Source organism: Mycobacterium sp. (assembly GCF_049683935.1).
Taxonomy (GTDB): Bacteria; Actinomycetota; Actinomycetes; order Mycobacteriales; family Mycobacteriaceae; genus Mycobacterium.
The window spans coordinates 1-19,276 of sequence record NZ_JBAUJR010000139.1 but is presented as its reverse complement, the minus strand read 5'-3'; the positions used below and the strand labels follow the sequence as shown (position 1 = coordinate 19,276).

Annotated in this window: 19 protein-coding genes, 4 tRNA genes and 1 pseudogene; 15 read left to right on the top strand and 9 right to left on the bottom strand. The window is 66.1% G+C overall.

Features of this window, described 5'->3' with window-relative positions:
* The first annotated feature begins 44 nt into the window (after positions 1 to 44).
* The 3 genes from pstC to pstB are packed head-to-tail and all read left to right on the top strand — an operon-like array spanning position 45 to position 2,690.
* Positions 45 to 1,013, top strand: coding sequence for a phosphate ABC transporter permease subunit PstC (gene pstC / locus WA965_RS08140; RefSeq protein ID WP_526297448.1), 969 nt, complete (start codon positions 45 to 47; stop codon positions 1,011 to 1,013).
* Entirely contained in the window at positions 1,010 to 1,912 is a 903-nt protein-coding gene (pstA, locus tag WA965_RS08135; RefSeq protein WP_526297446.1) for a phosphate ABC transporter permease PstA, read from the top strand. Before pstC ends, pstA begins: the two co-directional genes overlap by 4 nt.
* A gap of 7 nt (positions 1,913 to 1,919) precedes the next feature.
* Positions 1,920 to 2,690, top strand: a complete 771-nt coding sequence (gene pstB / locus WA965_RS08130) for a phosphate ABC transporter ATP-binding protein PstB (protein ID WP_178361809.1) — start codon at positions 1,920 to 1,922, stop codon at positions 2,688 to 2,690.
* A 66-nt stretch (positions 2,691 to 2,756) separates the two neighbouring features.
* On the opposite strand, the gene phoU is transcribed toward pstB, so the two are convergent.
* From phoU to WA965_RS08105, 5 genes are all read right to left on the bottom strand, one after another.
* Positions 2,757 to 3,425 (bottom strand): phosphate signaling complex protein PhoU, encoded by a 669-nt coding sequence (gene phoU, locus WA965_RS08125; protein ID WP_526297444.1) that lies wholly within the window; start codon positions 3,423 to 3,425, stop codon positions 2,757 to 2,759.
* A gap of 89 nt (positions 3,426 to 3,514) precedes the next feature.
* Positions 3,515 to 5,551, bottom strand: coding sequence for an LCP family protein (locus tag WA965_RS08120; RefSeq protein ID WP_526297442.1), 2,037 nt, complete (start codon positions 5,549 to 5,551; stop codon positions 3,515 to 3,517).
* Positions 5,552 to 5,777: 226 nt separating this feature from the next.
* On the bottom strand, positions 5,778 to 6,953 hold the full coding sequence (dusB, locus tag WA965_RS08115) for a tRNA dihydrouridine synthase DusB (protein ID WP_526297454.1): 1,176 nt from the start codon (positions 6,951 to 6,953) through the stop codon (positions 5,778 to 5,780).
* A complete protein-coding gene (locus tag WA965_RS08110) occupies positions 6,941 to 7,948 on the bottom strand; it encodes an acyl-ACP desaturase (protein WP_526297440.1) in 1,008 nt (335 codons plus the stop codon). The genes dusB and WA965_RS08110 overlap by 13 nt, the downstream gene beginning before the upstream one ends.
* Positions 7,949 to 8,012: 64 nt before the next feature.
* Positions 8,013 to 8,636, bottom strand: a complete 624-nt coding sequence (locus WA965_RS08105; protein ID WP_526297438.1) for a TetR/AcrR family transcriptional regulator — start codon at positions 8,634 to 8,636, stop codon at positions 8,013 to 8,015.
* Between the two features lie 81 nt (positions 8,637 to 8,717).
* Here WA965_RS08105 and WA965_RS08100 point away from each other — a divergent pair, with 81 nt between their 5' ends.
* Together WA965_RS08100 and WA965_RS08095 are read left to right on the top strand one after the other, a co-directional pair.
* The gene (locus WA965_RS08100; protein WP_526297436.1) at positions 8,718 to 9,743 is read left to right on the top strand and encodes an oxygenase MpaB family protein; all 1,026 of its coding nucleotides are present in this window, start codon (positions 8,718 to 8,720) and stop codon (positions 9,741 to 9,743) included.
* A gap of 14 nt (positions 9,744 to 9,757) precedes the next feature.
* A complete protein-coding gene (locus tag WA965_RS08095) occupies positions 9,758 to 10,414 on the top strand; it encodes a L,D-transpeptidase family protein (RefSeq protein ID WP_526297434.1) in 657 nt (218 codons plus the stop codon).
* Between the two features lie 7 nt (positions 10,415 to 10,421).
* On the opposite strand, the gene WA965_RS08090 is transcribed toward WA965_RS08095, so the two are convergent.
* Complete coding sequence (locus tag WA965_RS08090; protein WP_526297432.1) at positions 10,422 to 10,799, bottom strand: DUF2510 domain-containing protein; 378 nt, start codon at positions 10,797 to 10,799, stop codon at positions 10,422 to 10,424.
* Between the two features lie 88 nt (positions 10,800 to 10,887).
* Between WA965_RS08090 and WA965_RS08085 the strand changes: the two genes are divergently transcribed.
* Positions 10,888 to 11,805, top strand: coding sequence for a serine/threonine-protein kinase (locus WA965_RS08085; RefSeq protein WP_526297430.1), 918 nt, complete (start codon positions 10,888 to 10,890; stop codon positions 11,803 to 11,805).
* Between the two features lie 151 nt (positions 11,806 to 11,956).
* Positions 11,957 to 12,661, top strand: a complete 705-nt coding sequence (locus WA965_RS08080; RefSeq protein ID WP_526297428.1) for a VldE C-terminal domain-containing protein — start codon at positions 11,957 to 11,959, stop codon at positions 12,659 to 12,661.
* Between the two features lie 23 nt (positions 12,662 to 12,684).
* On the opposite strand, the gene WA965_RS08075 is transcribed toward WA965_RS08080, so the two are convergent.
* A tRNA-Lys gene (locus WA965_RS08075) sits at positions 12,685 to 12,760 on the bottom strand.
* A 135-nt stretch (positions 12,761 to 12,895) separates the two neighbouring features.
* On the opposite strand from WA965_RS08075, the gene WA965_RS08070 reads away from it, so the two are divergent.
* The 6 genes and pseudogenes from WA965_RS08070 to WA965_RS08045 all read left to right on the top strand — a co-directional run bounded on the left by WA965_RS08070 (position 12,896) and on the right by WA965_RS08045 (position 15,762).
* A tRNA-Glu gene (locus WA965_RS08070) sits at positions 12,896 to 12,968 on the top strand.
* A 38-nt stretch (positions 12,969 to 13,006) separates the two neighbouring features.
* A tRNA-Asp gene (locus WA965_RS08065) sits at positions 13,007 to 13,083 on the top strand.
* 42 nt (positions 13,084 to 13,125) lie between these two features.
* Positions 13,126 to 13,199, top strand: a tRNA-Phe gene (locus tag WA965_RS08060).
* A gap of 4 nt (positions 13,200 to 13,203) precedes the next feature.
* Positions 13,204 to 13,771: pseudogene (locus WA965_RS08055) on the top strand (chorismate mutase).
* 21 nt (positions 13,772 to 13,792) lie between these two features.
* Entirely contained in the window at positions 13,793 to 14,404 is a 612-nt protein-coding gene (locus WA965_RS08050; RefSeq protein ID WP_526299150.1) for a TetR/AcrR family transcriptional regulator, read from the top strand.
* 2 nt (positions 14,405 to 14,406) lie between these two features.
* A complete protein-coding gene (locus tag WA965_RS08045) occupies positions 14,407 to 15,762 on the top strand; it encodes a cytochrome P450 (RefSeq protein WP_526299152.1) in 1,356 nt (451 codons plus the stop codon).
* Here WA965_RS08045 and WA965_RS08040 read toward each other — a convergent pair.
* Positions 15,729 to 16,523 carry an MBL fold metallo-hydrolase gene (locus WA965_RS08040; RefSeq protein WP_526299154.1) on the bottom strand — a complete coding sequence of 265 codons (795 nt, stop codon included), beginning with the start codon at positions 16,521 to 16,523 and terminating at the stop codon, positions 15,729 to 15,731. The genes WA965_RS08045 and WA965_RS08040 overlap by 34 nt on opposite strands.
* Positions 16,524 to 16,791: 268 nt before the next feature.
* On the opposite strand from WA965_RS08040, the gene WA965_RS08035 reads away from it, so the two are divergent.
* Together WA965_RS08035 and WA965_RS08030 are read left to right on the top strand one after the other, a co-directional pair.
* On the top strand, positions 16,792 to 17,397 hold the full coding sequence (locus WA965_RS08035) for a TetR/AcrR family transcriptional regulator (RefSeq protein ID WP_526299156.1): 606 nt from the start codon (positions 16,792 to 16,794) through the stop codon (positions 17,395 to 17,397).
* A gap of 122 nt (positions 17,398 to 17,519) precedes the next feature.
* Positions 17,520 to 19,082, top strand: a complete 1,563-nt coding sequence (locus WA965_RS08030; RefSeq protein WP_526299158.1) for a phytoene desaturase family protein — start codon at positions 17,520 to 17,522, stop codon at positions 19,080 to 19,082.
* A gap of 3 nt (positions 19,083 to 19,085) precedes the next feature.
* Here the strand turns inward: WA965_RS08030 and WA965_RS08025 are convergent, their stop codons facing one another.
* Positions 19,086 to 19,235, bottom strand: a complete 150-nt coding sequence (locus tag WA965_RS08025; protein ID WP_526299160.1) for a hypothetical protein — start codon at positions 19,233 to 19,235, stop codon at positions 19,086 to 19,088.
* Between the last annotated feature and the right edge of the window lie 41 nt (positions 19,236 to 19,276).

The window sequence follows — 19,276 nt, the reverse complement described above, 5'->3', positions numbered from 1 at the left end:
CGGTTAAACCGGCGAGCCCCCCGCGGGGCGGGGATACTCCCGACATGCCAACCACAACTGGAAAGGGGTCTGCGTTGAGGCAGGGCGGCGGACGTTGGGGCGACACCGTCTTCAAGTCCATCGCGATCGCCGCCGGGGCCACCATCATCGGCGCCATCGCGCTGATGGCGCTGTTCCTCATCATCAAGGCGATCCCGTCGCTGCAGGCCAACCAGGCCAACTTCCTGTTCAGCACCGAGTTCCTCACCACCGACCCGGGCAACCTCCGCTTCGGCATCCGTGACCTGTTCATGGTCACGGTGCTCAGTTCGGTGTTCGCGCTGGTCATTGCTGTCCCCATCGCGATCGGCATCGCGGCCTTTTTGACCAACTACGCGCCCAAGCAGTTGGCGCGGCCCTTTGCGATGCTGGTCGATCTGCTGGCGGCGGTGCCGTCCATCGTCTTCGGCCTGTGGGGCATCTTCGTGCTCGCCCCCTGGTTGACACCCGTGGCGACGTTCCTCAACGACAGCCTGGGCTGGTTCTTCCTCTTCTCGGAAGGCAACGTGTCCCTGGCAGGCGGCGGAACGATCTTCACCGCGGGAATCGTGCTCGCGGTGATGATCCTGCCGATCATCACTTCGGTCACCCGTGAGGTTTTTGCGCTCACCCCCCGCGGTCACGTCGAGGCCGCGCAGGCGCTCGGCGCGACCAAGTGGGAAGTCATCCGGATGACGGTGTTCCCGTACGGCCGCAGCGGCATGATCGCTGCGTCGATGCTGGGCCTCGGTCGCGCGCTCGGTGAGACGATCGCCATCCTGATCATCCTGCGCACCGCCGCGCAGGCGGGCTCCTGGTCGCTGTTCGACGGCGGCTACACGTTCGCATCCAAGATCGCCTCGGCGGCAGCTGAATTCAGCTCTCCGCTGCCGACAGGTGCTTACATCGCCGCCGGCTTCGTGCTGTTCGCGCTGACGTTCGTCGTCAACGCGCTGGCACGTGCAGCGGCCGGCGGAAGGGTTAGTGGAGGATGACGGCAACACTCGACCAGGCGGTGAAGGGACCCACCTTCCACCCGGTCAGCGCCAACCGCAAGTTCAAGAACGGCCTCGCGACAACACTGTTCACCGCATCGTTCGTGATTGCGATGATCCCGCTGGTCTGGCTCATCTACACCGTTCTGGCCAGAGGCATCACCGCGATCACCTCATCGACGTGGTGGACGAACTCGCTGTCCGGCGTGCTGCCCGAGCAGATGGCCGGCGGTGTCTACCACGCGATCTACGGCACCCTCATCCAGGCGGCGATCGCAGCGGTGCTGTCGGTGCCGCTGGGCGTGATGGCCGCGGTGTACCTCGTCGAATACGGCCGCGGCCGGTTCGCCAAGGTCACCACGTTCATGGTCGACATCCTCGCCGGCGTGCCGTCGATCGTGGCTGCACTCTTCATCTTCGCGCTGTGGATCTCGACCCTGGGTTTTGAGCAGAGCGCCTTCGCCGTGTCGCTGGCGTTGGTGTTGCTGATGCTGCCCGTCGTCGTCCGCAACACCGAGGAGATGCTGAAGCTCGTCCCCGACGAGTTGCGGGAAGCGTCCTACGCCCTGGGAATTCCGAAGTGGAAGACCATCGTTCGGGTCGTCGTGCCCACCGCACTGCCGGGCATGATCAGTGGCATCCTGCTGGCGCTGGCCAGGGTGATGGGCGAGACGGCCCCGGTGCTGGTGCTTGTCGGCTACAGCCGGTCGATCAACATGGACGCCTTCGAAGGCAACATGGCGTCGTTGCCCCTGCTGATCTTCACCGAGTTGGTCAACCCGGAAGCGGCGGGCGTGCTGCGGGTCTGGGGCGCCGCGCTGACCCTGATCGTGATCATCGCGGCGCTCTACATCGCCGCGGCATTCATCAACCGATACCTGACGCGGAACAGAGTTTAGGAGCCTCATGGCCAAGCGGCTGGATCTCAAAGATCTCAACATCTACTACGGTTCGTTCCACGCCGTCGCCGACGTGGGTTTGTCGGTCACGCCGCGCAGTGTCACGGCGTTCATCGGCCCGTCGGGCTGCGGTAAGTCGACCGTGCTGCGCACGCTGAACCGGATGCACGAGGTGCTGCCCGGTGCCCGGGTGGAGGGCTCGGTACTGCTGGACGGTGAGGACATCTATGCCTCCGGCATCGACCCGGTGAGCGTCCGCAAGACGATCGGCATGGTGTTCCAGCGACCGAACCCGTTCCCCACCATGTCGATCCGCGACAACGTGGTGGCCGGGCTGAAGCTGCAGGGGGCACGTAAGAACCTCGATGAGGTCGCCGAGCGGTCCCTCAAGGGCGCCAACCTGTGGAACGAGGTCAAGGACCGGTTGGACAAGCCCGGCGGCGGTCTGTCCGGCGGTCAGCAGCAACGACTGTGCATCGCCCGCGCCATCGCCGTGCAGCCTGACGTGCTCCTGATGGACGAGCCGTGCTCGGCGCTCGACCCCATCTCGACTCTGGCGATCGAGGACCTGATCTCAGAACTGAAGCAGGACTACACGATCGTCATCGTCACGCACAACATGCAGCAGGCAGCGCGTGTCAGCGATCAGACGGCGTTCTTCAACCTCGAGGCCACCGGCAAGCCGGGCCGCCTCGTCGAGATCGACGAAACCGAGAAGATCTTCTCCAACCCGACCCAGAAGGCCACCGAGGACTACATCTCCGGTCGGTTCGGCTAGGTCCGTACCCGCAACGAAGGAACCCCCCGGGATCTCCCGGGGGGTTCCTTCGTATTGCGTTGTGGCTCAACGAGGAAGCGGCAGCTCCGTCTCGTCGGGGTTGCTGCCGGTGACCTGGAAGATGACCCGACGGGCCACCTCGACCGCGTGGTCGGCGAAGCGTTCGTAGAACCGGCCCAACAGCGTGATGTCGACGGCCGCGGCGACGCCGTGCTTCCACTCGCGGTCCATCAGCACCGAGAACAGGTGCCGGTGCAGGTCGTCCATCGCATCGTCTTCTTCGCGGATCCGGGCGGCCTTCTCCGGGTCCCGTGATATCAAGACCTCCTGGGCGCTCTGACCGAGTTCGACTGCAAGCCGGCCCATTTCGGCGAAGTACCCGTTGACCTCCTCGGGCAGCGCATGCTGAGGGTGGCGGCGCCGTGCGATCTTGGCGACGTGCAGTGCCAGCGCGCCCATCCGGTCGACGTCGGCGACGATCTGGATTGAGCTCACGACGGACCGCAGATCACCGGCCACCGGCGCCTGCAGCGCGAGCAGAACGAAGGCGTTCTCCTCGGCGCGCACGCTCATGGCGGCGATCTTCTCGTGATCGGTGATGACCTGCTCGGCAAGCGCCAGATCTGCCTGAAGCAGGGCCTGGGTGGCCCGCTCCATGGCGAGCCCGGCCAAGCCGCACATCTCGCCGAGTTGGCTGCTCAGGGCATCAAGTTGTTCGTGGTACGCGGTTCGCATGGAGTCCAGCCTACGGTCTGACCTGCCCGTTCGTCACGAACTGGTGGGTGAACGACAGGTGAATGCCGCCTGCCCAGACGATGCCGGCACTACTCGCAGGTGGTGTCGGCGGCGTTGGTGACCGTCAGATCCTCGGGCAGTTCAGTCGACGTGGTGCTGCTGGAGCCCTGGAGCACCCGGACCTGCACGGGAGATCCGCTGGGGGTGGGGGCGGCGACGGAGTTGAAGTCGCTGCCGAGCACCACCTGCACCACATCACCCATGCCGTTGACCCGCTCGATGGTCGGGTTCGCAAACGACGAGGCGACGGTGGCGGCGGCTTCTTCGTTGCCGGATGAGAAGAACACCGTCGTATCCGTCAGCGGACCCGGGTAGTCGTCGGGGGTCGTGACGTTGAAGCCGTGCGTCTGCAACGAGTCCGCCGCAGTGGCGGCAAGACCGCTCTCGGCGGTCGCGTTGGAGACCTGCACGGTGACGGCCTGCGGATCGGTGGCCACGGCGTCGACGAGCTCACCGCCGTCGGTGGCGGGATCGTCGGAGTTCGGGTCGCCGGCACCGGCCAGCGTCTCGGTGCCGGGCACCGGGGAGTCGTCCGCGTTGCGTTCCTCGGGGAGGGGGTCGTCGTTGATGATCGCCGCGAACAGCGCGCGCATGTCGTCGGTGCGCGGGATCTCGTTGCCCCACTCGTCGGCGTATCCGACCGTCGGCACGGTCACGAAGGTGATGCGACCTGCCGACACGCCCTGCACCGACTGGCCGAGGTTCACGAGGTCTTTGGTGTCGAGATTGTCGACGTAGCTGTCACCGATGAACATGTTGACCACGTTGTTGAGCTTGGACAACGAGAAGAAGGTTTCGCTGGAGATCAGCGAACGCAGCAGCGAGGACAGGAACAGCTGCTGGCGTTTGATCCGGCCGTAGTCGCCGTTCATCTCGGTGGTCACCTGCCGGGCGCGTACATAGTTCAGTGCGGTGTGGCCGTCGACCACCTGGCGTCCGGCGACGGGCAACACCGTGCCGAGCTCGTAGTCCTCGATCGGGGTGGTGCTGCACACCTCGACACCGCCGAGGGCGTCGACCATCTTGGAGAATCCGGCGAAGTCGACGGCCATGAAGCGGTTGACGTGCAGCCCCGACAACTTCTGGACCACCTTGACCAGACATTTGGGCCCACCGACGGCGAAGGCCGAGTTCAGCTTGTATTCGGTGTGGACGGTCTCCATGCCGTACATCGGCGATTCTTCGTCCATGATCGGCCCGTACTCGCGGGTTTCGGGGTTCCACGGTTCGCACTGCATGGGGTCGATCTCGAGGTCTCGCGGGAACGACACCGCGACCACACGTTCACGGTTGGCGGGGATGTTGACCAGCATGATGGTGTCCGACCGCGAGCCGGCCGCGTCCTCGGTGGTGCCCGCGCCCATTTCGAGGTTGTCGCCGAAGCGGCTGTCGACGCCGACGATCAGGAAGTTCTCGTCGCCGAACTGCGCATTCGGGTCCACGATGTCGCGGGAATCCGGGTCCAGCGCCGAGACCCGATTGAGCAGATTGTTCTTCGATGACTGCCACTGCCAGGCGCCGCCGGTCAATGCGAGTGCGAGAACGGCGATCAGCGCCGCGGCCACCCGTCCCACCACCACGCTGCGGTGATGGCTGCGTTTTGTGGGCTCGGCGACCGGGGGGCGCGCCCGTGGGCCGGCGAGGAAGGGGATTTCGGAGACCGGCGACGCCACCACGGGCAGAACGGCGGTGTCGAGGTCGTCCAGGTCGGGATACGGCTCGGGATCGGCCAGTTCTTCGGATTCGGCTGGGCCTGGGGGTTCGGCCAGATATCCACGGTCGGCTTCGTCTTCGGGCTCTGGTTCGGCGCGGTGGCGTCTCGGTTCCGAGAGGGGGGCGTCGCCCCTGATCTTCGCGATCAGGTCAGCGACGGTGACCGGTTCGGGTGGCGGGGCTTCGCTTCCTGCATCGCTGGAGCGGTGCGGGTCGACTGCACGCTCCCACGGCGCGGCGCCTGGCATCGGCTGCCGCGATCGGGTAAGCCAGTCAGGGTGGGCCTGGTCGTCGGCCCTGTCGTCGTCGCCGGGGAGGGGACGGCCAGGAGTGGCGTTACCGCCGTCACTCATGTTCGTACCGGCCTTCCAGCTTCCCAACGGCGTTAGTGCGTCATCGCACCTCGGCGCCGAGAGCGCCGAATGCCTGTTAACTGTCTAGAGCACTCGCGCCTGCTCCGCGACCGGAGACAGGCATGTGAACCCTCATCGTACTGAGACAACCTGTGAAACGGCTAGCCGGACTAAGGGGTCGATGGTGTCTCGGGACTCTTTCGACACTGTCTCGACACCGTTGAGCTCAGCCGCCCGAGTGCATGACATCCGCCCCGACGGGCACTGTGCAGTCATCGGGATCATTGAGCCAGCCCTCGGGGAGGGTCACCGACCCGGGGGAGCCCTGCCGTCCGCGAGGTCCTGCGGCGGCCGGCGGAAACGGCACGTCGGGGTCCAGCTCCCCGAGGAGATCGTCGAGCTCGGAGATCGTCTTGACCAGTGCCATCGACCGGCGAAGGTCGGCTCCCGCCGGGAACCCGTGCAGGTACCACGCCACGTGCTTGCGGATGTCCCGCATTCCCTTGTCCTCTCCAAAGTGTGCCGCGAGGAGCTCGCCGTGCCTACGGATGATCGTCGCGACCTCGCCGAGTGTCGGCGGGGTGGGCGCCGGTACCCCGGTGAACGCGGCGGACAGTTCGGCGAAAAGCCACGGCCGGCCCAGACAACCCCGGCCGATCACGACGCCGTCGCAGCCTGTCGCGGTCATCATGTCCAGCGCATCTCGGGCGTCGAAGATATCACCGTTCCCGAGAACCGGAACATCGGTGACGTGGGCTTTCAACGCACCGATCTGTTCCCAGTCGGCGGTGCCGGAGTACCGCTGCGCGGCAGTGCGGGCGTGCAGGGCGACTGCAGCCGCCCCTTCCTGCGCCGCGATCCGTCCGGCATCGAGGTGGGTGTGGTGGTCGTCGTCGATACCGATGCGGAACTTCACGGTGACGGGAATGTCGGTGCCTTCGGTAGCGCGTACCGCAGCCGCCACGATCTGGCCGAACAACCGACGCTTGAACGGCAGCGCCGCGCCGCCGCCGCGTCTGGTGACCTTCGGGACGGGGCAGCCGAAGTTCATGTCGATGTGGTCGGCCAAGCCCTCGTCGGCGATCATCTTGGCCGCCGCGTAGGTGTTCTCCGGGTCGACGGTGTAGAGCTGAAGTGACCTCGGGGATTCCTCCGGCGCGAAGGTCGTCATGTGCATCGTGACCGGGTGACGTTCGACGAGGGCGCGCGCGGTCACCATCTCGCACACGTACAGTCCGCTCACGGTCCCGGCCCGAGCCAACTCCAATTCGCGACACAGCGTGCGAAATGCGACATTCGTCACCCCGGCCATCGGGGCGAGCACGACGGGGCTGCGCAACGCGATCGGCCCGATCCGCAACGCAGATCGGGCCGGTCGGGGAGCGGTGGTTACGAGGTTGATGATCCGACCAGCTGAGCCTTGGCGGCTTTCTTCTCCGCCATCTGGGCCAACCGCTCGAGGCGGCGCTGTTTGGCGACCTCGAACTTGTCGACGGCCTCCTGGAGTTCGTCGACCAGGACGCCGAGGTCGTCGCGCATCCGGGCGGATTCGCCGTTGAAGTCCTCGCGCTCGAAGATGCGCCACTTCTTGAGCACCGGCATCACGATGTCGTCGAGGTGGATCCGCGGGTCGTAGACACCGCCGGAAGCGATCGTGACGGCCCTGCGGCGGAAGTCCGGGATGGTGTATCCGGGCATCTTGAAGTTGCGAAGCACCTTGTGCAGCGACTTCATCGCCTGGTCGGGGGCGATCTCGAAGCCCGCCTCGGTGACGTCGCGGTAGAAGATCATGTGCAGGTTCTCGTCGGCCGAGACCCGCTGCAGCAACTGGTCGGCGATGGGATCCTCACAGGCCTTGCCGGTGTTGCGGTGCGACACGCGGGTGGCGAGCTCCTGGAACGTCACGTAGATGACCGAATCGAAGAGGCTGTCGGCGAACAGGTCGGCCTCGATCTGATCGTTCTGGCCGGGGCTGAAGCCGCGGGTCATCTGCTCGATGCGCAGCTGTTCGAGTTCGACGGGGTCGACTGCGCGGGTGACGACGAGGTAGTCGCGCAGGGCGATACCGTGCCGGTTCTCCTCGGCCGTCCAACGGTTGACCCAGAAACCCCACGGTCCGTCCATGCCGAAGTTCATCGCGATCTCGCGGTGGTAGGACGGCAGGTTGTCCTCGGTGAGCAGGTTGGTGATCATCGCCGTGCGGGCGACGTCGGAGAGCTTCGACTGCTCCGGATCCCAGTCCTGGCCGCCGAGGGCGTAGTAGTTCTTGCCGTCGGACCACGGGATGTAGTCGTGCGGATTCCAGTCCTTGCGCATCCGCATGTGGCGGTTGACGTTCTGCTCGACGACGGGCTCGAGCTCGGTCAGCAGCTGCAGGTCGGTCAGGTCTTTCGGCACGACACCTCCCGGTTTATCTGTACCTGATGGGTGCAGTCAATATATCTGTGTATCCCGGTCACATTCAAGTCACCGCGCCACGGCTCATGCCGAGGTCGGCGGGACGTTCCGTCGCCGCCCGGCTGAGCAGTAGCTCAACACAGTGGTCGATGAATTGCTCCCGAGTGGCGGCCAGTCGACCGTCGAGATACGCCGTGAACAGTGCGCTGAGTGCCCCGATGAGGCCTGTCGCAATCATCGCCTGGGCGGTGGGGTCGGTGATCCGGGTGAGCTTCTGCTGGAGAAGGTCGATGAAGTTCGGCATCCACTCCGCGCCCGACCGTGCCAGCACCGGTTCGGCCTCGGGGGCGAGCAGCAGGACCCGGCCCCGCGCGGGGTCATCGACCATCAGCGCCACGAAACGTTCGACGGCGTCTCGCGGGCTGCCGGACTTCATCAGCGTCGCCATCGCGGTGTTGCACACGTCGTCGTACACGGCCGCGACGTACTCGTCCCGGTCGGCGAAGCTTTCGTAGAAGTAGCGCTCGGTCAAGCCTGCAGCCCGGCAGACTGCGCGCACGGTCAGCGTCGGACCGCCGCGATTTCCCAGCAGCGCGATCCCAGCGGTGATCAGCTCGCCGCGGCGAAGTGCCTGGCGATCCTGCAGCGGGACACCCGACCATCTGCCGCGTCGTTGACCGGACGGCACATCACTCCTAAGCTTTGTTGACAACGCTCGTAGTCAAAATATCGTGCGGGCGACAAGACACTTTCACGGAAAGATCACCTGGTGACTCAAGATACGTCTGCCTCGTGCCCTGTGACCAGCGCATCCGATACCGGATCTGCGGCGGCTGCAGCCGGCTGCCCGGCGGCGCCCGGGGGGTACGACTCGGTGCCTGCGCCTCTCGGTCCGGAGTCGCTGACCTGGAAGTACTTCGGTCAGTGGACGGGCATGCTGCAGGGACCGTGGGCCGGGTCCATGCAGAACATGCATCCGCAACTCGGAGCGGCCGTTGCGCAGCACTCGATCTTCTTCCTGGAGCGGATGCAGCGACTCTATCGATCGGTCTATCCGATCGGCGGCGTGGTGTTCGACGGCGATCGGGCGCCGAGGACCGGCGCTCAGGTCCGCGACTATCACATCGGCATCAAAGGTGTCGACGACCAGGGCCGCAGATACAGCGCGCTGAACCCCGAGGTCTTCTACTGGGCACACGCCACGTTCTTCAAGTCGACGCTGCTCGCCGCGGAATGGCTCGGTGGTGGCCTCACCGAGGCGCAGAAGCGCCAACTCTTCGACGAGCACGTCGAGTGGTACCGGATGTACGGCATGAGCATGCGGCCGGTGCCGAACACCTGGGAGGAATTCCAGGAGTACTGGGATCACATGTGCCGCAATGTCCTGGAGAACAATTGGGCCGCGCGCGAGGTACTCGACCTGTCCACCATGACCAAGCATCCGTCGCTGGAATGGATGCCCGACTGGATGTGGCGGCTCAATGTGACGGCGCTGCAGAGATTCTTCAACTTCACCACCGTGGGATTGTTCGACCCGCCGGTCCGCGAGCTGATGGGCCTGACGTGGTCGCCCCGCCAGGAACGGCTGCACCGTCTCTTCGGCCGGGTCGTGTTCCAGGCGACCAGGCTGCTGCCGAAGCGGATGCTGATGCATCCCCGGAAACGTTCGGCCTGGGATCGCGCGCACGGGCGGTTGCCGGCCGACGCGCCGCTCGTCGAAACCCCGGCGCGCAACCTCCCGCCCGTCGAGTACCGGGACGACCCGCACTACTACAGCCCGAAGGTCTACCGCTGAGCTACCTTCGGGTGGTGCTGAGCAAGCTCGCCAGGGGCGTCGGACCGGTTCTGTTGATCGCGGGCACCGCGTTGGCGAGTCCGGCAGCGGGGCAGCCGGATTCCCGGCCTACGCAGATGATCGTCGTCAGTGCTCCCGTCGCCGAGTCGCCCACGGGAAGCCTCACCGCGTACGAACGCTCCGGTTCTCAGTGGCGGGTCGTTCTGGGCCCGACGCCTGCCGACTTCGGCGAGCTCGGTCTCGGGGCTCCCGCCGACGACGTCTTCCGTACCCCGGTGGGAACGTTCCCGCTCGGTCAGGCTTTCGGCAGAGAGCCCAATCCCGGTACCCGCATGCCCTACTTCCAGACGACCGACGCGGACTGGTGGGACGAGGACGTCGACTCGCCCACCTACAACACGCATGTCCATGCCGCCGAGATCTATTCCGAGGACGCTGAGAACCTCTTCGATTCGGGACCGATCTACGACTACGCGGTACTCATCGAGCACAACCCGCAGCGGATACCCGGCCGTTCCGCGGGCATCTTCCTGCATGTGTCCGACGGTGAACCCACCTGGGGATGTGTGGCCGTCGGCCGGGATCAGATGCGTTCGATACTGCAGTGGCTGGACCCGACGGCGCACCCGCACATCACGATCGGCGTCGGCATCGAGGGCCCGCCCGTCTAGGTGACGGCTAGCGCGATACCGCGTGGGGCGTCCACACCGCGCCGTCGAAATAGCGCAACTGGTAACGGTTCTGGCGAGCCCCGATGGCGGGGCAGGGATCGGGATACCAGCCCGGCTGCACCGGCGGATATCGGCCGAACACCCCACGAGGGTCTCCTGCCAGGCTGAGTCGGTGCTCGTACTCGGCGCGAGCCCGCAGGCCTGCGTCACGCACCGCCACGGTGCGCCGGTGCCGGTGGGCGGCGATCAACAGCCCGACGACGGCCGCCACTGCGAGCGCCTCGTACCACCCGTGCCACAGCCACCACGACGCCATCGCCGGCGCCAGCGCAGTCATCACCGTGTGGCGGCGCCAGAACGGTGGGCGAACAGGCTGGTAGAACACGCTGCCGATCATACGATTTCGCGGAGTGCCGGGGTCTGTGGATGCTCGCCGAGGTTTGCTTTTGTGCCCGGGCGGCTAGTTTGAGGTCATGCACGCGCCGGAGGTTCTGGGCGGACGCTACGAGCTTCGGGGCGTTCTCGGCCGCGGCGGCATGGCCGAAGTGCGCGACGGCTGGGACATCCGGCTGAGGCGGCCGGTGGCGGTCAAACTGTTGTATCCGTCACTGGGAACCCAGCCCGACAGCAGGCGTCGATTCGCGACCGAGGCCCACGCTGCCGCCCGGCTCAACCACCCGCACGTGGTTGCCGTGCACGACTCGGGCATTCACTACGGCAGGCCGTACATCGTGTTGGAGCGCCTCCCGGGGCAGAATCTGGCCGACGTACTGGCACGTGGCGGACCGCTGTCCAGCCAGCAGGTCCGCGCGATCATGAGAGACGTGTTGTCCGCACTCGGTGCGGCGCACTCCCGCGGCGTACTGCACCGCGACATCAAGCCGGCCAACATTCTGTTCACTCCGCTCGGAGTGGCGAAGATCGCCGACTTCGGTGTCGCGAAGAGCGCGGACACGCCGCAGACGCTCACCAACCGCATCTTCGGGACGATGGCCTATCTCCCAGCCGACCGGATCGCGGGGCGGCCGGCGACGGCCAGTGACGACCTGTATTCGCTCGGCGTCGTCGCCTACGAGGCGCTGACGGCACGCAGGGCCTACCCCCAGGCGAACCTGTGCGCCCTGGCGGATGCGATCGCGGCGGGACACCTGACACCGCTCACCACGCTGCGGCCGGATATCGATCCGGCGCTTGCGCTGACCATCGAGCGGGCGATGTCACGCGATCCGCGGTGGCGTTTCCACAGCGCCGGGCAGATGCTCGCCAGCCTGGACGGGGTGGACGAAACTGTGCACCAACCACGCCGTACCGGCGCACCGTGGGCCGTCGCGGTGGTGCTGGGGATTCTCGGCGTGCTGACGGTCGTGGCGTTGCTGTTCGCTATTGCGTGACTGTCGCCTCTGACCTGCATCAACGCCGTTGCTGCTCGAGGCCGGCGAGTTGACGTATACCTTCGCTAACCGACGAGTACCGGTCGGGTAACGATCAGCGCGCCGTGTTCTATTTTCTCGACCGGTGCTGTACTTTCCACCGTTTCCGGTTATGTTGCTTGGCGTGGGCCGGCACTCTCTAGCTGACGAGCGACGCCACCCGTCTGTCTTCGTGGCCTCGGTTCTCGCACCCGCAGCTCTGTTTCTTGTCGTCAGGGGCGACGCAGGGCCTCCTCTCGAGGCAGCTGAAGTGACCCCCGTCGCCGAGCAGGCGCCCGTTGTCGTCGAAGAGTCGACCCCGCTCTGCTGCGTCGAGGTCGTCGCGTCGCCGCCCGTCCTGCCCGACCCGGCCAGAACCATCGTCCAGGCCAGTGCGAGCACGGCGCCGGAGGGGGTGTCGCTGGTCTCCGCATCGAGGTGGCGCGTCGTCAGCCGCACTCTGCCGGCGGGGGCCGCGCCGGAGCGCGGTCTGCAGGTCCGCACCATCCTGACCGCACGCAGCATCAGCGCAGTGTTCCCCGAGATCACGAACATCGGCGGGCATCGCCAGGATTCGTTGCAATGGCACCCCAACGGCTTGGCGATCGACGTGATGATCCCCAATCCGACGTCGCAGGCGGGAATCGCCCTCGGGAATCAGGTCGTCGCCTACGTGATGGCCAACGCCGAGCGTTTCGGAATCCAGGACGCGATCTGGCGTGGCGCGTACTACACGCCCGGAGGCGGGCGATCCGGCGGATACGGGCATTACGACCACGTCCACGTGACCACCACCGGTGGCGGCTACCCATCCGGCGACGAGCTCTACTTCCGCTGAGCTTTCGTCGCGCGCGGCTTCTCTGGTGCCCCCAGCAGGGCTCGAACCTGCGACCTGCGGATTAAAAGTCCGTAGCTCTACCAACTGAGCTATAGGGGCGTGTGGGTGGATGCGGAAAGGCTCTGCAAAGGATAGCGGCGCCCGGCTCGTTTGAGGATTTGGGTGTCAGTACCCTAAGCTATCGAAGCTCCCAACGAGATGGATGTTGTGAGTACCCCGAAGAGATTCGGCCTGGCCCCCTTCGTCTAGTGGCCTAGGACGCCGCCCTTTCACGGCGGTAGCACGGGTTCGAATCCCGTAGGGGGTACTCGCAGCGACCCGATCGGTGGGGGAGTTGCACAGTAAGGCCCTGTGGCGCAGTTGGTTAGCGCGCCGCCCTGTCACGGCGGAGGTCGCGGGTTCGAGTCCCGTCAGGGTCGCCATTGCGGCGAGGCACTTCGTGGTTGAAGTGATCGGTGCCGTCCGGCCAGGTAGCTCAGTTGGTACGAGCGTCCGCCTGAAAAGCGGAAGGTCGCCGGTTCGATCCCGGCCCTGGCCACAGCATGATCAACTGGTTGATGCGCACTGTCGCCTCGTGTGCCGCTCTTGCTGCGTTCCTCTCCCTCGCCCCCGCCGCATCCGGCCAACCACCGAATCCGCTGTTTCCGTTGGTGGACGCCGCCGCGCAGCGGCTGCAGGTCGCAGAGCCCGTGGCCGCCTCCAAATTCGTCGGCGGCGGGCTGATCGAGGACCCCGTGCGCGAGCCAGCAGGTGCTCGACGCTGTCGCCGGCCAGGCGACGGACCGCGACATCGACCCGGCGTATGTGACGGCCGTGTTCCGCGACCAGATCGACGCCACCACCGCCATCCAGTACACCCGGCTTGCTCAGTGGAAATTCGACCCCGCGGTGGCTCCTGCCGATGCGCCCGATCTGTCGGCCTCGCGGTCCACCATCGACGGGCTCAACCGAACGATGGTCACCGAGATGGCCGACGAGTGGCAGGTGCTGCACTCGCCGATGTGTCGCGCCGACCTCGACGCAGCCAAGGCGGCGGTCATCCAGGCACGCGGGCTGGACCCGCTGTATCGGCAGGCCGTCGACTTCGCCACCCGCAACTACTGCAGGTAGTCGTGGAATCATGTCCGAGACATGACTGGTACCGACCCGAACAGCAGCGCCGATGCCGACAGGGGCGACTTTCGCCGGCGGCTGCTCGTTGCCCTGGAGGCGTCGATCGCCGAGGACGGCTACGTCAAGACCACGGTCGCCTCCATCGTCCGTCGGGCGAGAACCTCCCGGCGGACTTTCTACGAGCATTTCGACAGCAAGGAGGCGTGCTTCGTCGCGCTGCTCTCGGACGCGAACGCCGCGCAGGTCCGACAGATCTCCGACGCAGTCGATTCCAGCGCGCCGTGGCAGAAGCAGGTGCGCCAGGCCATCGAGGCGTGGATCTCCTCCGGGGAGGCGCGCTCGGCGCTGATGGTCAGCTGGATCCGGGACGTGCCCGCCCTGGGGGCTGCAGCCCGGGGACTGCAGCGAGACGCCATGGAGAGTTTCATCGACATGGTCGGCGCACTCGGCGCCACCGATGAATTTCGCGCGGCCGGCATCGGTCCGGTGTCACGGCGGCGAATCATCATGCTGCTCGGCGGTCTGCGCGAGCTGACGGCGATCACCGTGGAGGAGGGCGGCCGGATGAGCGACGTCACGGACGAGGCCGTTGACGCGTCGATCGCCCTGCTGAGTCCGCACGGGGGCTGACGATGGCTGAGGTCACCACCGATCCCGTCCGCTTGCCGCCGGGCCCACCTATCCCGAAAGTCGCCGCGGCGCTGGGCTTTTTCACTGCGCGCCGCCGCGCTCTGGCCGCGATCTCCGCACGATACGGCGAGAGCTTCACGATCGAGCTGCCGATCTTCGGTCCCACCATGGTGATCAGCGACCCGGCGCTGGTCAGGGAGCTCTTCGCGGCCAACAGCGAGCTGGCCAACCGCGCTTCCAACCTCGGTGCGGTGCTGGGCCCCGGCTCGTCGTTCAGCCTCGACGGTGACGAGCACCGCGCTCGCCGCAAGGTGCTGCTTCCCCCGTTCCACGGTAGACGGATGATCGATTACGAAGCGATCGTCGCCGACGAAGTCAGCAGGGAGACCGCGAACTGGCCGGAGGGCCGCGAGTTCTCGACGCTCGAACCGATGATGAGGATCACCCTCAACGCGATCCTGCGGGCGGTATTCGGGGCGCGTGACGCCGAGCTCGACGAACTTCGTCGATTGCTTCCCCCGATGGTTCCGCTGGCGTCTCTGATGGTGGTGCTGCCCCCGGCGCTGCGCAAGGATCTCGGGCCGTGGAGCCCGTGGGGGCGGGTGCTGAGATCGCGCACCCGCTACAACGAGGTCATCGCCTCCCTGATCGCCCAGGCACGTACCGATCCCGGGTTCGACGATCGCAGGGACGTGCTGGCGCTGCTGATGAGTGCGCGCCACGAGGACGGGTCGGTGCTCGCCGACGAGCACATCGCCGACGAGCTGCTGACGCTGCTGGCGGCAGGTCACGAAACCACCGCCACCACCTTGGCCTGGGCGCTGGAGCGGCTGCGCAGACATCCGGAGCTGCTGCGTCGATTGACTGCGGAAGTCGATGCCGGCGGCACCGAACTCACGCAGGCCACCGTCTGGGAGGTTCAACGGACCAGACCTGTCATCGAGGCGATGTTCCGGGTGGCCAAGCAACGGATCCGCCTGGGGGACTGGGTCATCCCCGAAGGTCACGGCATCATGCCCAGCATCGCGCTGATGCACAATTCGCCGCGTCATTTCGCCGAGCCGCAGCAGTTCGACCCGGACCGGTTCGTCGGCCGGAGTCCGGACTCGCTGACGTGGATCCCGTTCGGCGGAGGCGTCCGACGCTGCATCGGTGCCGCCTTCGCGGCGCCGATGACTGTATTCTTGCGAGAAATGTTGCGCGAGTTCGAGTTCTCGACCACCAATGCTCCGGCGGAGCGCCGCAGGTCGCGTGGCATCGCGACTGCGCCACACCTGGGCGGGCGGGTGGTGGTCTACCGGCGTGCTTCGGCGTCCAGGCCTGATCACACCAGCGCGGTAGCCCTGGCCCGCTCATAGAGCACCGCGTCGTGCGAGCACACGATCATCAGGTCCGGGTCCTGGCGACGATGTAGCTCGGCGAGGCGTAAATGGTTGTTCCGCACCATCTTCCGATCGAAGGCGATGAGCTTCTCGAGTTTGGCTGTCGCTACCGGTGTCGGCGGAGAACCCTCGATGGTCCCGTGGTGGTAGAAGGCATCGCCGGAATGCAGTATCCAACGATGGCCGGCATCGACAGCAACGCAGGCATGCCCCCGGGTGTGACCGGGCAGGGACACCAACACGAAGCCGGGAGAGATCTCCGAGAGTTCCTTGGCGGCCGCGAAGCCGCGCCATGCCTCCCCGGTGACGTCGTGCTCGACGATCCTGGGGCCGTGCGCCCACTGCACAGACCGAAAGCGCACCCGGTCTCGATATGAGCGGGACCGCATGGCGCCGACGGCTTCTGCGGCCGTGATGTGGATCTGTGCGTCGGGAAAGTCGACGATGCCTCCGATGTGGTCGGCGTCGAAGTGGGTGAGGACGATGTGGCGGACGTCGGAGCGCTCGTACCCGAGCTTCTCGATCTGGCTCAAGGCGGTTTCGGCAGGGTCGAACACCGGACGGATGAGGTGGCGCCGGATCTGCCCGAAGCGAGCGCGCTTGGCGCAGTCCAACGAGCCGAACCCGCTGTCGATGAGCACCAACCCGCTGTCGGTTTCGATGAGCAGCACATGACACACCAGTGGACCCACCCCGGGTGGCTGCATCGTGCCGCAGTTCAGATGATGAACTTTCACAAGCTCCCCCTGTGATGTGCGGCGCTACACCGCGATCTCTTGATGGTCATCTGCTCGATCTCAATTCGTGCCGGCGCCGTCTAAAAACTGCGCCGCCGTTGCGCCCCTCCCGGCAGATCGGTCGCGACGTCGAATGGATCGTCGGCAAACTCGTTGACCAGCAAGTCAAAGCGACGGGGTCCGACCTGTCAACAGGGCTGTGGCGACCGACGGCCGTGGCTGAAGCTTTTGTCAATATTGACGTTGCGGGGTGAGGTAACTTACGCAGATGGTCCGACCGGCCCAGACGGCGCGCAGTGAGCGCACCAGGGAAGCCCTGCGACGGGCGGCAGTGGTCCGTTTCCTTGCTCAGGGCGTCGAGGACACGTCGGCCGAACAGATCGCCACAGATGCCGGGGTATCGCTTAGGACGTTCTATCGACACTTCGCATCCAAACACGATCTGCTGTTCGCCGACTACGACGCCGGTCTGCACTGGTTTCGGGCTGCACTGGCCGTGCGCTCCGCTGACGAGTCGATCATCGAATCGGTGCAGTCGGCGATCATGGCCTCGCCGTATGACGACTGGGCTGTCGCCGAGATCGCCACGATGCGCTCGCAGGAACTCGACCCGGGCCGGATCCTGCGTCACCTCCGCCAGGTCGAGGCCGATTTCGCCGAGGCGGTCGAAGGGCATCTGGCCGGGGCGGACCCGCCTGCGCCCGGCACCGACGAGCGGATGCGGGTCACCGTCACCGCACGGTGTATCGCGGCCGCGGTGTTCGGCGCGATGGAGGTGTGGATGCTCGGCGAGGACCGCTCGCTGTCGGAGTTGGACCGGTTGTGCCGGCATGCCCTGGAACTGCTGAGAACCGGGATCAACGACCGCCTCTAGATCGCCGGAATTGCATTCCGGCAGGCTCGTCCTCGATCTTGTGCTGCTGGTGGAATGCAATTCCGGCGCCAAAAAGTTTCGTCAATATTGACAAAACCTGGGTGTCGTGTCAGCCTCAGCCGATGACGGACTTCGACGCCATCGTCGTGGGGGCAGGGCACAACGGACTGACCGCTGCGGCGCTCATGCAGCAGGCCGGGCTACACACTCTGTGTCTGGATTCCAAGCTCTACCCGGGCGGGATGGCCTCCACTGTCGAGCTCTTCGACGGTTTCAGATTCGAGATCGCCGGCTCGGTGCAGGTGCCCACCTCGGCGGTGGTCAGTGAGGCGCTGGGACTTGACGGCCTACCCACCGTCGACCTCGAGGTCATGTCGGTGCAGCTGCGGGGTGTCGGCGACGATCCCGTCATCTACTACACCGACCCGATGAAGCTGCTGACCCACCTCAACGAGGTCCACGGCGCGGAGGCCGTCAACGGCATGGCGGGTCTGATGGCCTGGTGCCAGGCACCGACGAGGGCGCTCGGTCGCTTCGATGCGGCACAACCGCCGAAGTCCCTCGACGAGATGTATGCCTGTGCCACCAATGAATTCGAGCGCCAGGCGATCAGTGACATGCTGTTCGGGTCGGTGACCGATGTGCTGGACCGGTATCTGCCGGACCGGGAGAAGCACGGCGCGCTCCGCGGCATGCTGGCCTTCCTGGCCGTCAACACCACCTACCGGGGACCCGCGACACCGGGCAGTGCCGCCGCGCTGGCCTTCGGGCTTGCCGTGCCCGACGAGAACGCGACGCTGATCAAGAAGTTCCGCGGCGGGATGGGCGCGGTGACCGAGCACCTACTGCAGATGTTCGGCGCGGCCGGCGGGGAATTGAGGTTGCGCAGCAAGGTCGACGAGATCGTGGTCGCCGACGGTCGGGTCGCCGGAGTGCGTCTGGAGGACGGGACGACGCTGCACGCACCTGTCGTCGTCTCCGGTGTGGCGCCGGATCTGACCGTCAACGGGCTCATCGACCCCGCCGCGATGCCGCCCGACATCCGAGAACGCTTCTCGCACATCGACCATCGCGGCAGCTACCTGCAGATGCACTTCGCCCTCGACGGACCGCCGACATTCGCCGAGCCCTATGAGGTGCTCAACGATCCGGACTACCAGTCGGCGATCGGTATCTTCTCCACACCTGAAGAGCTGCAGCAGCAGTGGCAGGACTCGGGGCGCGGCATCGTTCCCGCCGACCCCGCCATCGCACTGCAGATACCGTCGGCCAACGACCCCGGCCTGGCGCCGCCGGGCAAACACGCGGTCTCGGCGTTCTCCCTGTGGTTCCCGATCGAGTCGGGCGATTCGAGCTATGGGGACATGAAGGCCGAGATGGGGCGTCGGGTCATCGAGAAGATCACCAGACTGGCCCCCGACTTCGAGAGCCTGATCCTGCGCCATACGACGTTCACGCCCAAGCACATGGGAACGATGTTCGGGGCACCGGGCGGCGACTACTGTCATGGGCTCATCCACCCGGAGCAGATGGGTCAAAATCGTCCCGGGCCGAAAGGCTATGGCGATCAACCAGTTCCGATCGAAGGCCTGTATCTGGCCAGTGCGGGATGCCACGGCGGCCCCGGCATCACCTTCATCCCGGGCTACAACGCCGCGCAGCAGGTGCTCGCCGACCGCGACTGACTGTCAGGTCGCCGGCCCGCTGGGGGTGGCACCACCCTCGTCGGACCAGTCGGCCCCTTCCTCAGCCCCCTTGGACGGATCGCTGAGCACATCGTTGTCGGCTTCGCCCGAACCCGCGTCGGACTCGGTGGTGTTCGGCTTGTCTTTGTTCACCGGTGAGTACTACCCCGTCGGCGGCCGGTTGACTCAGAGAC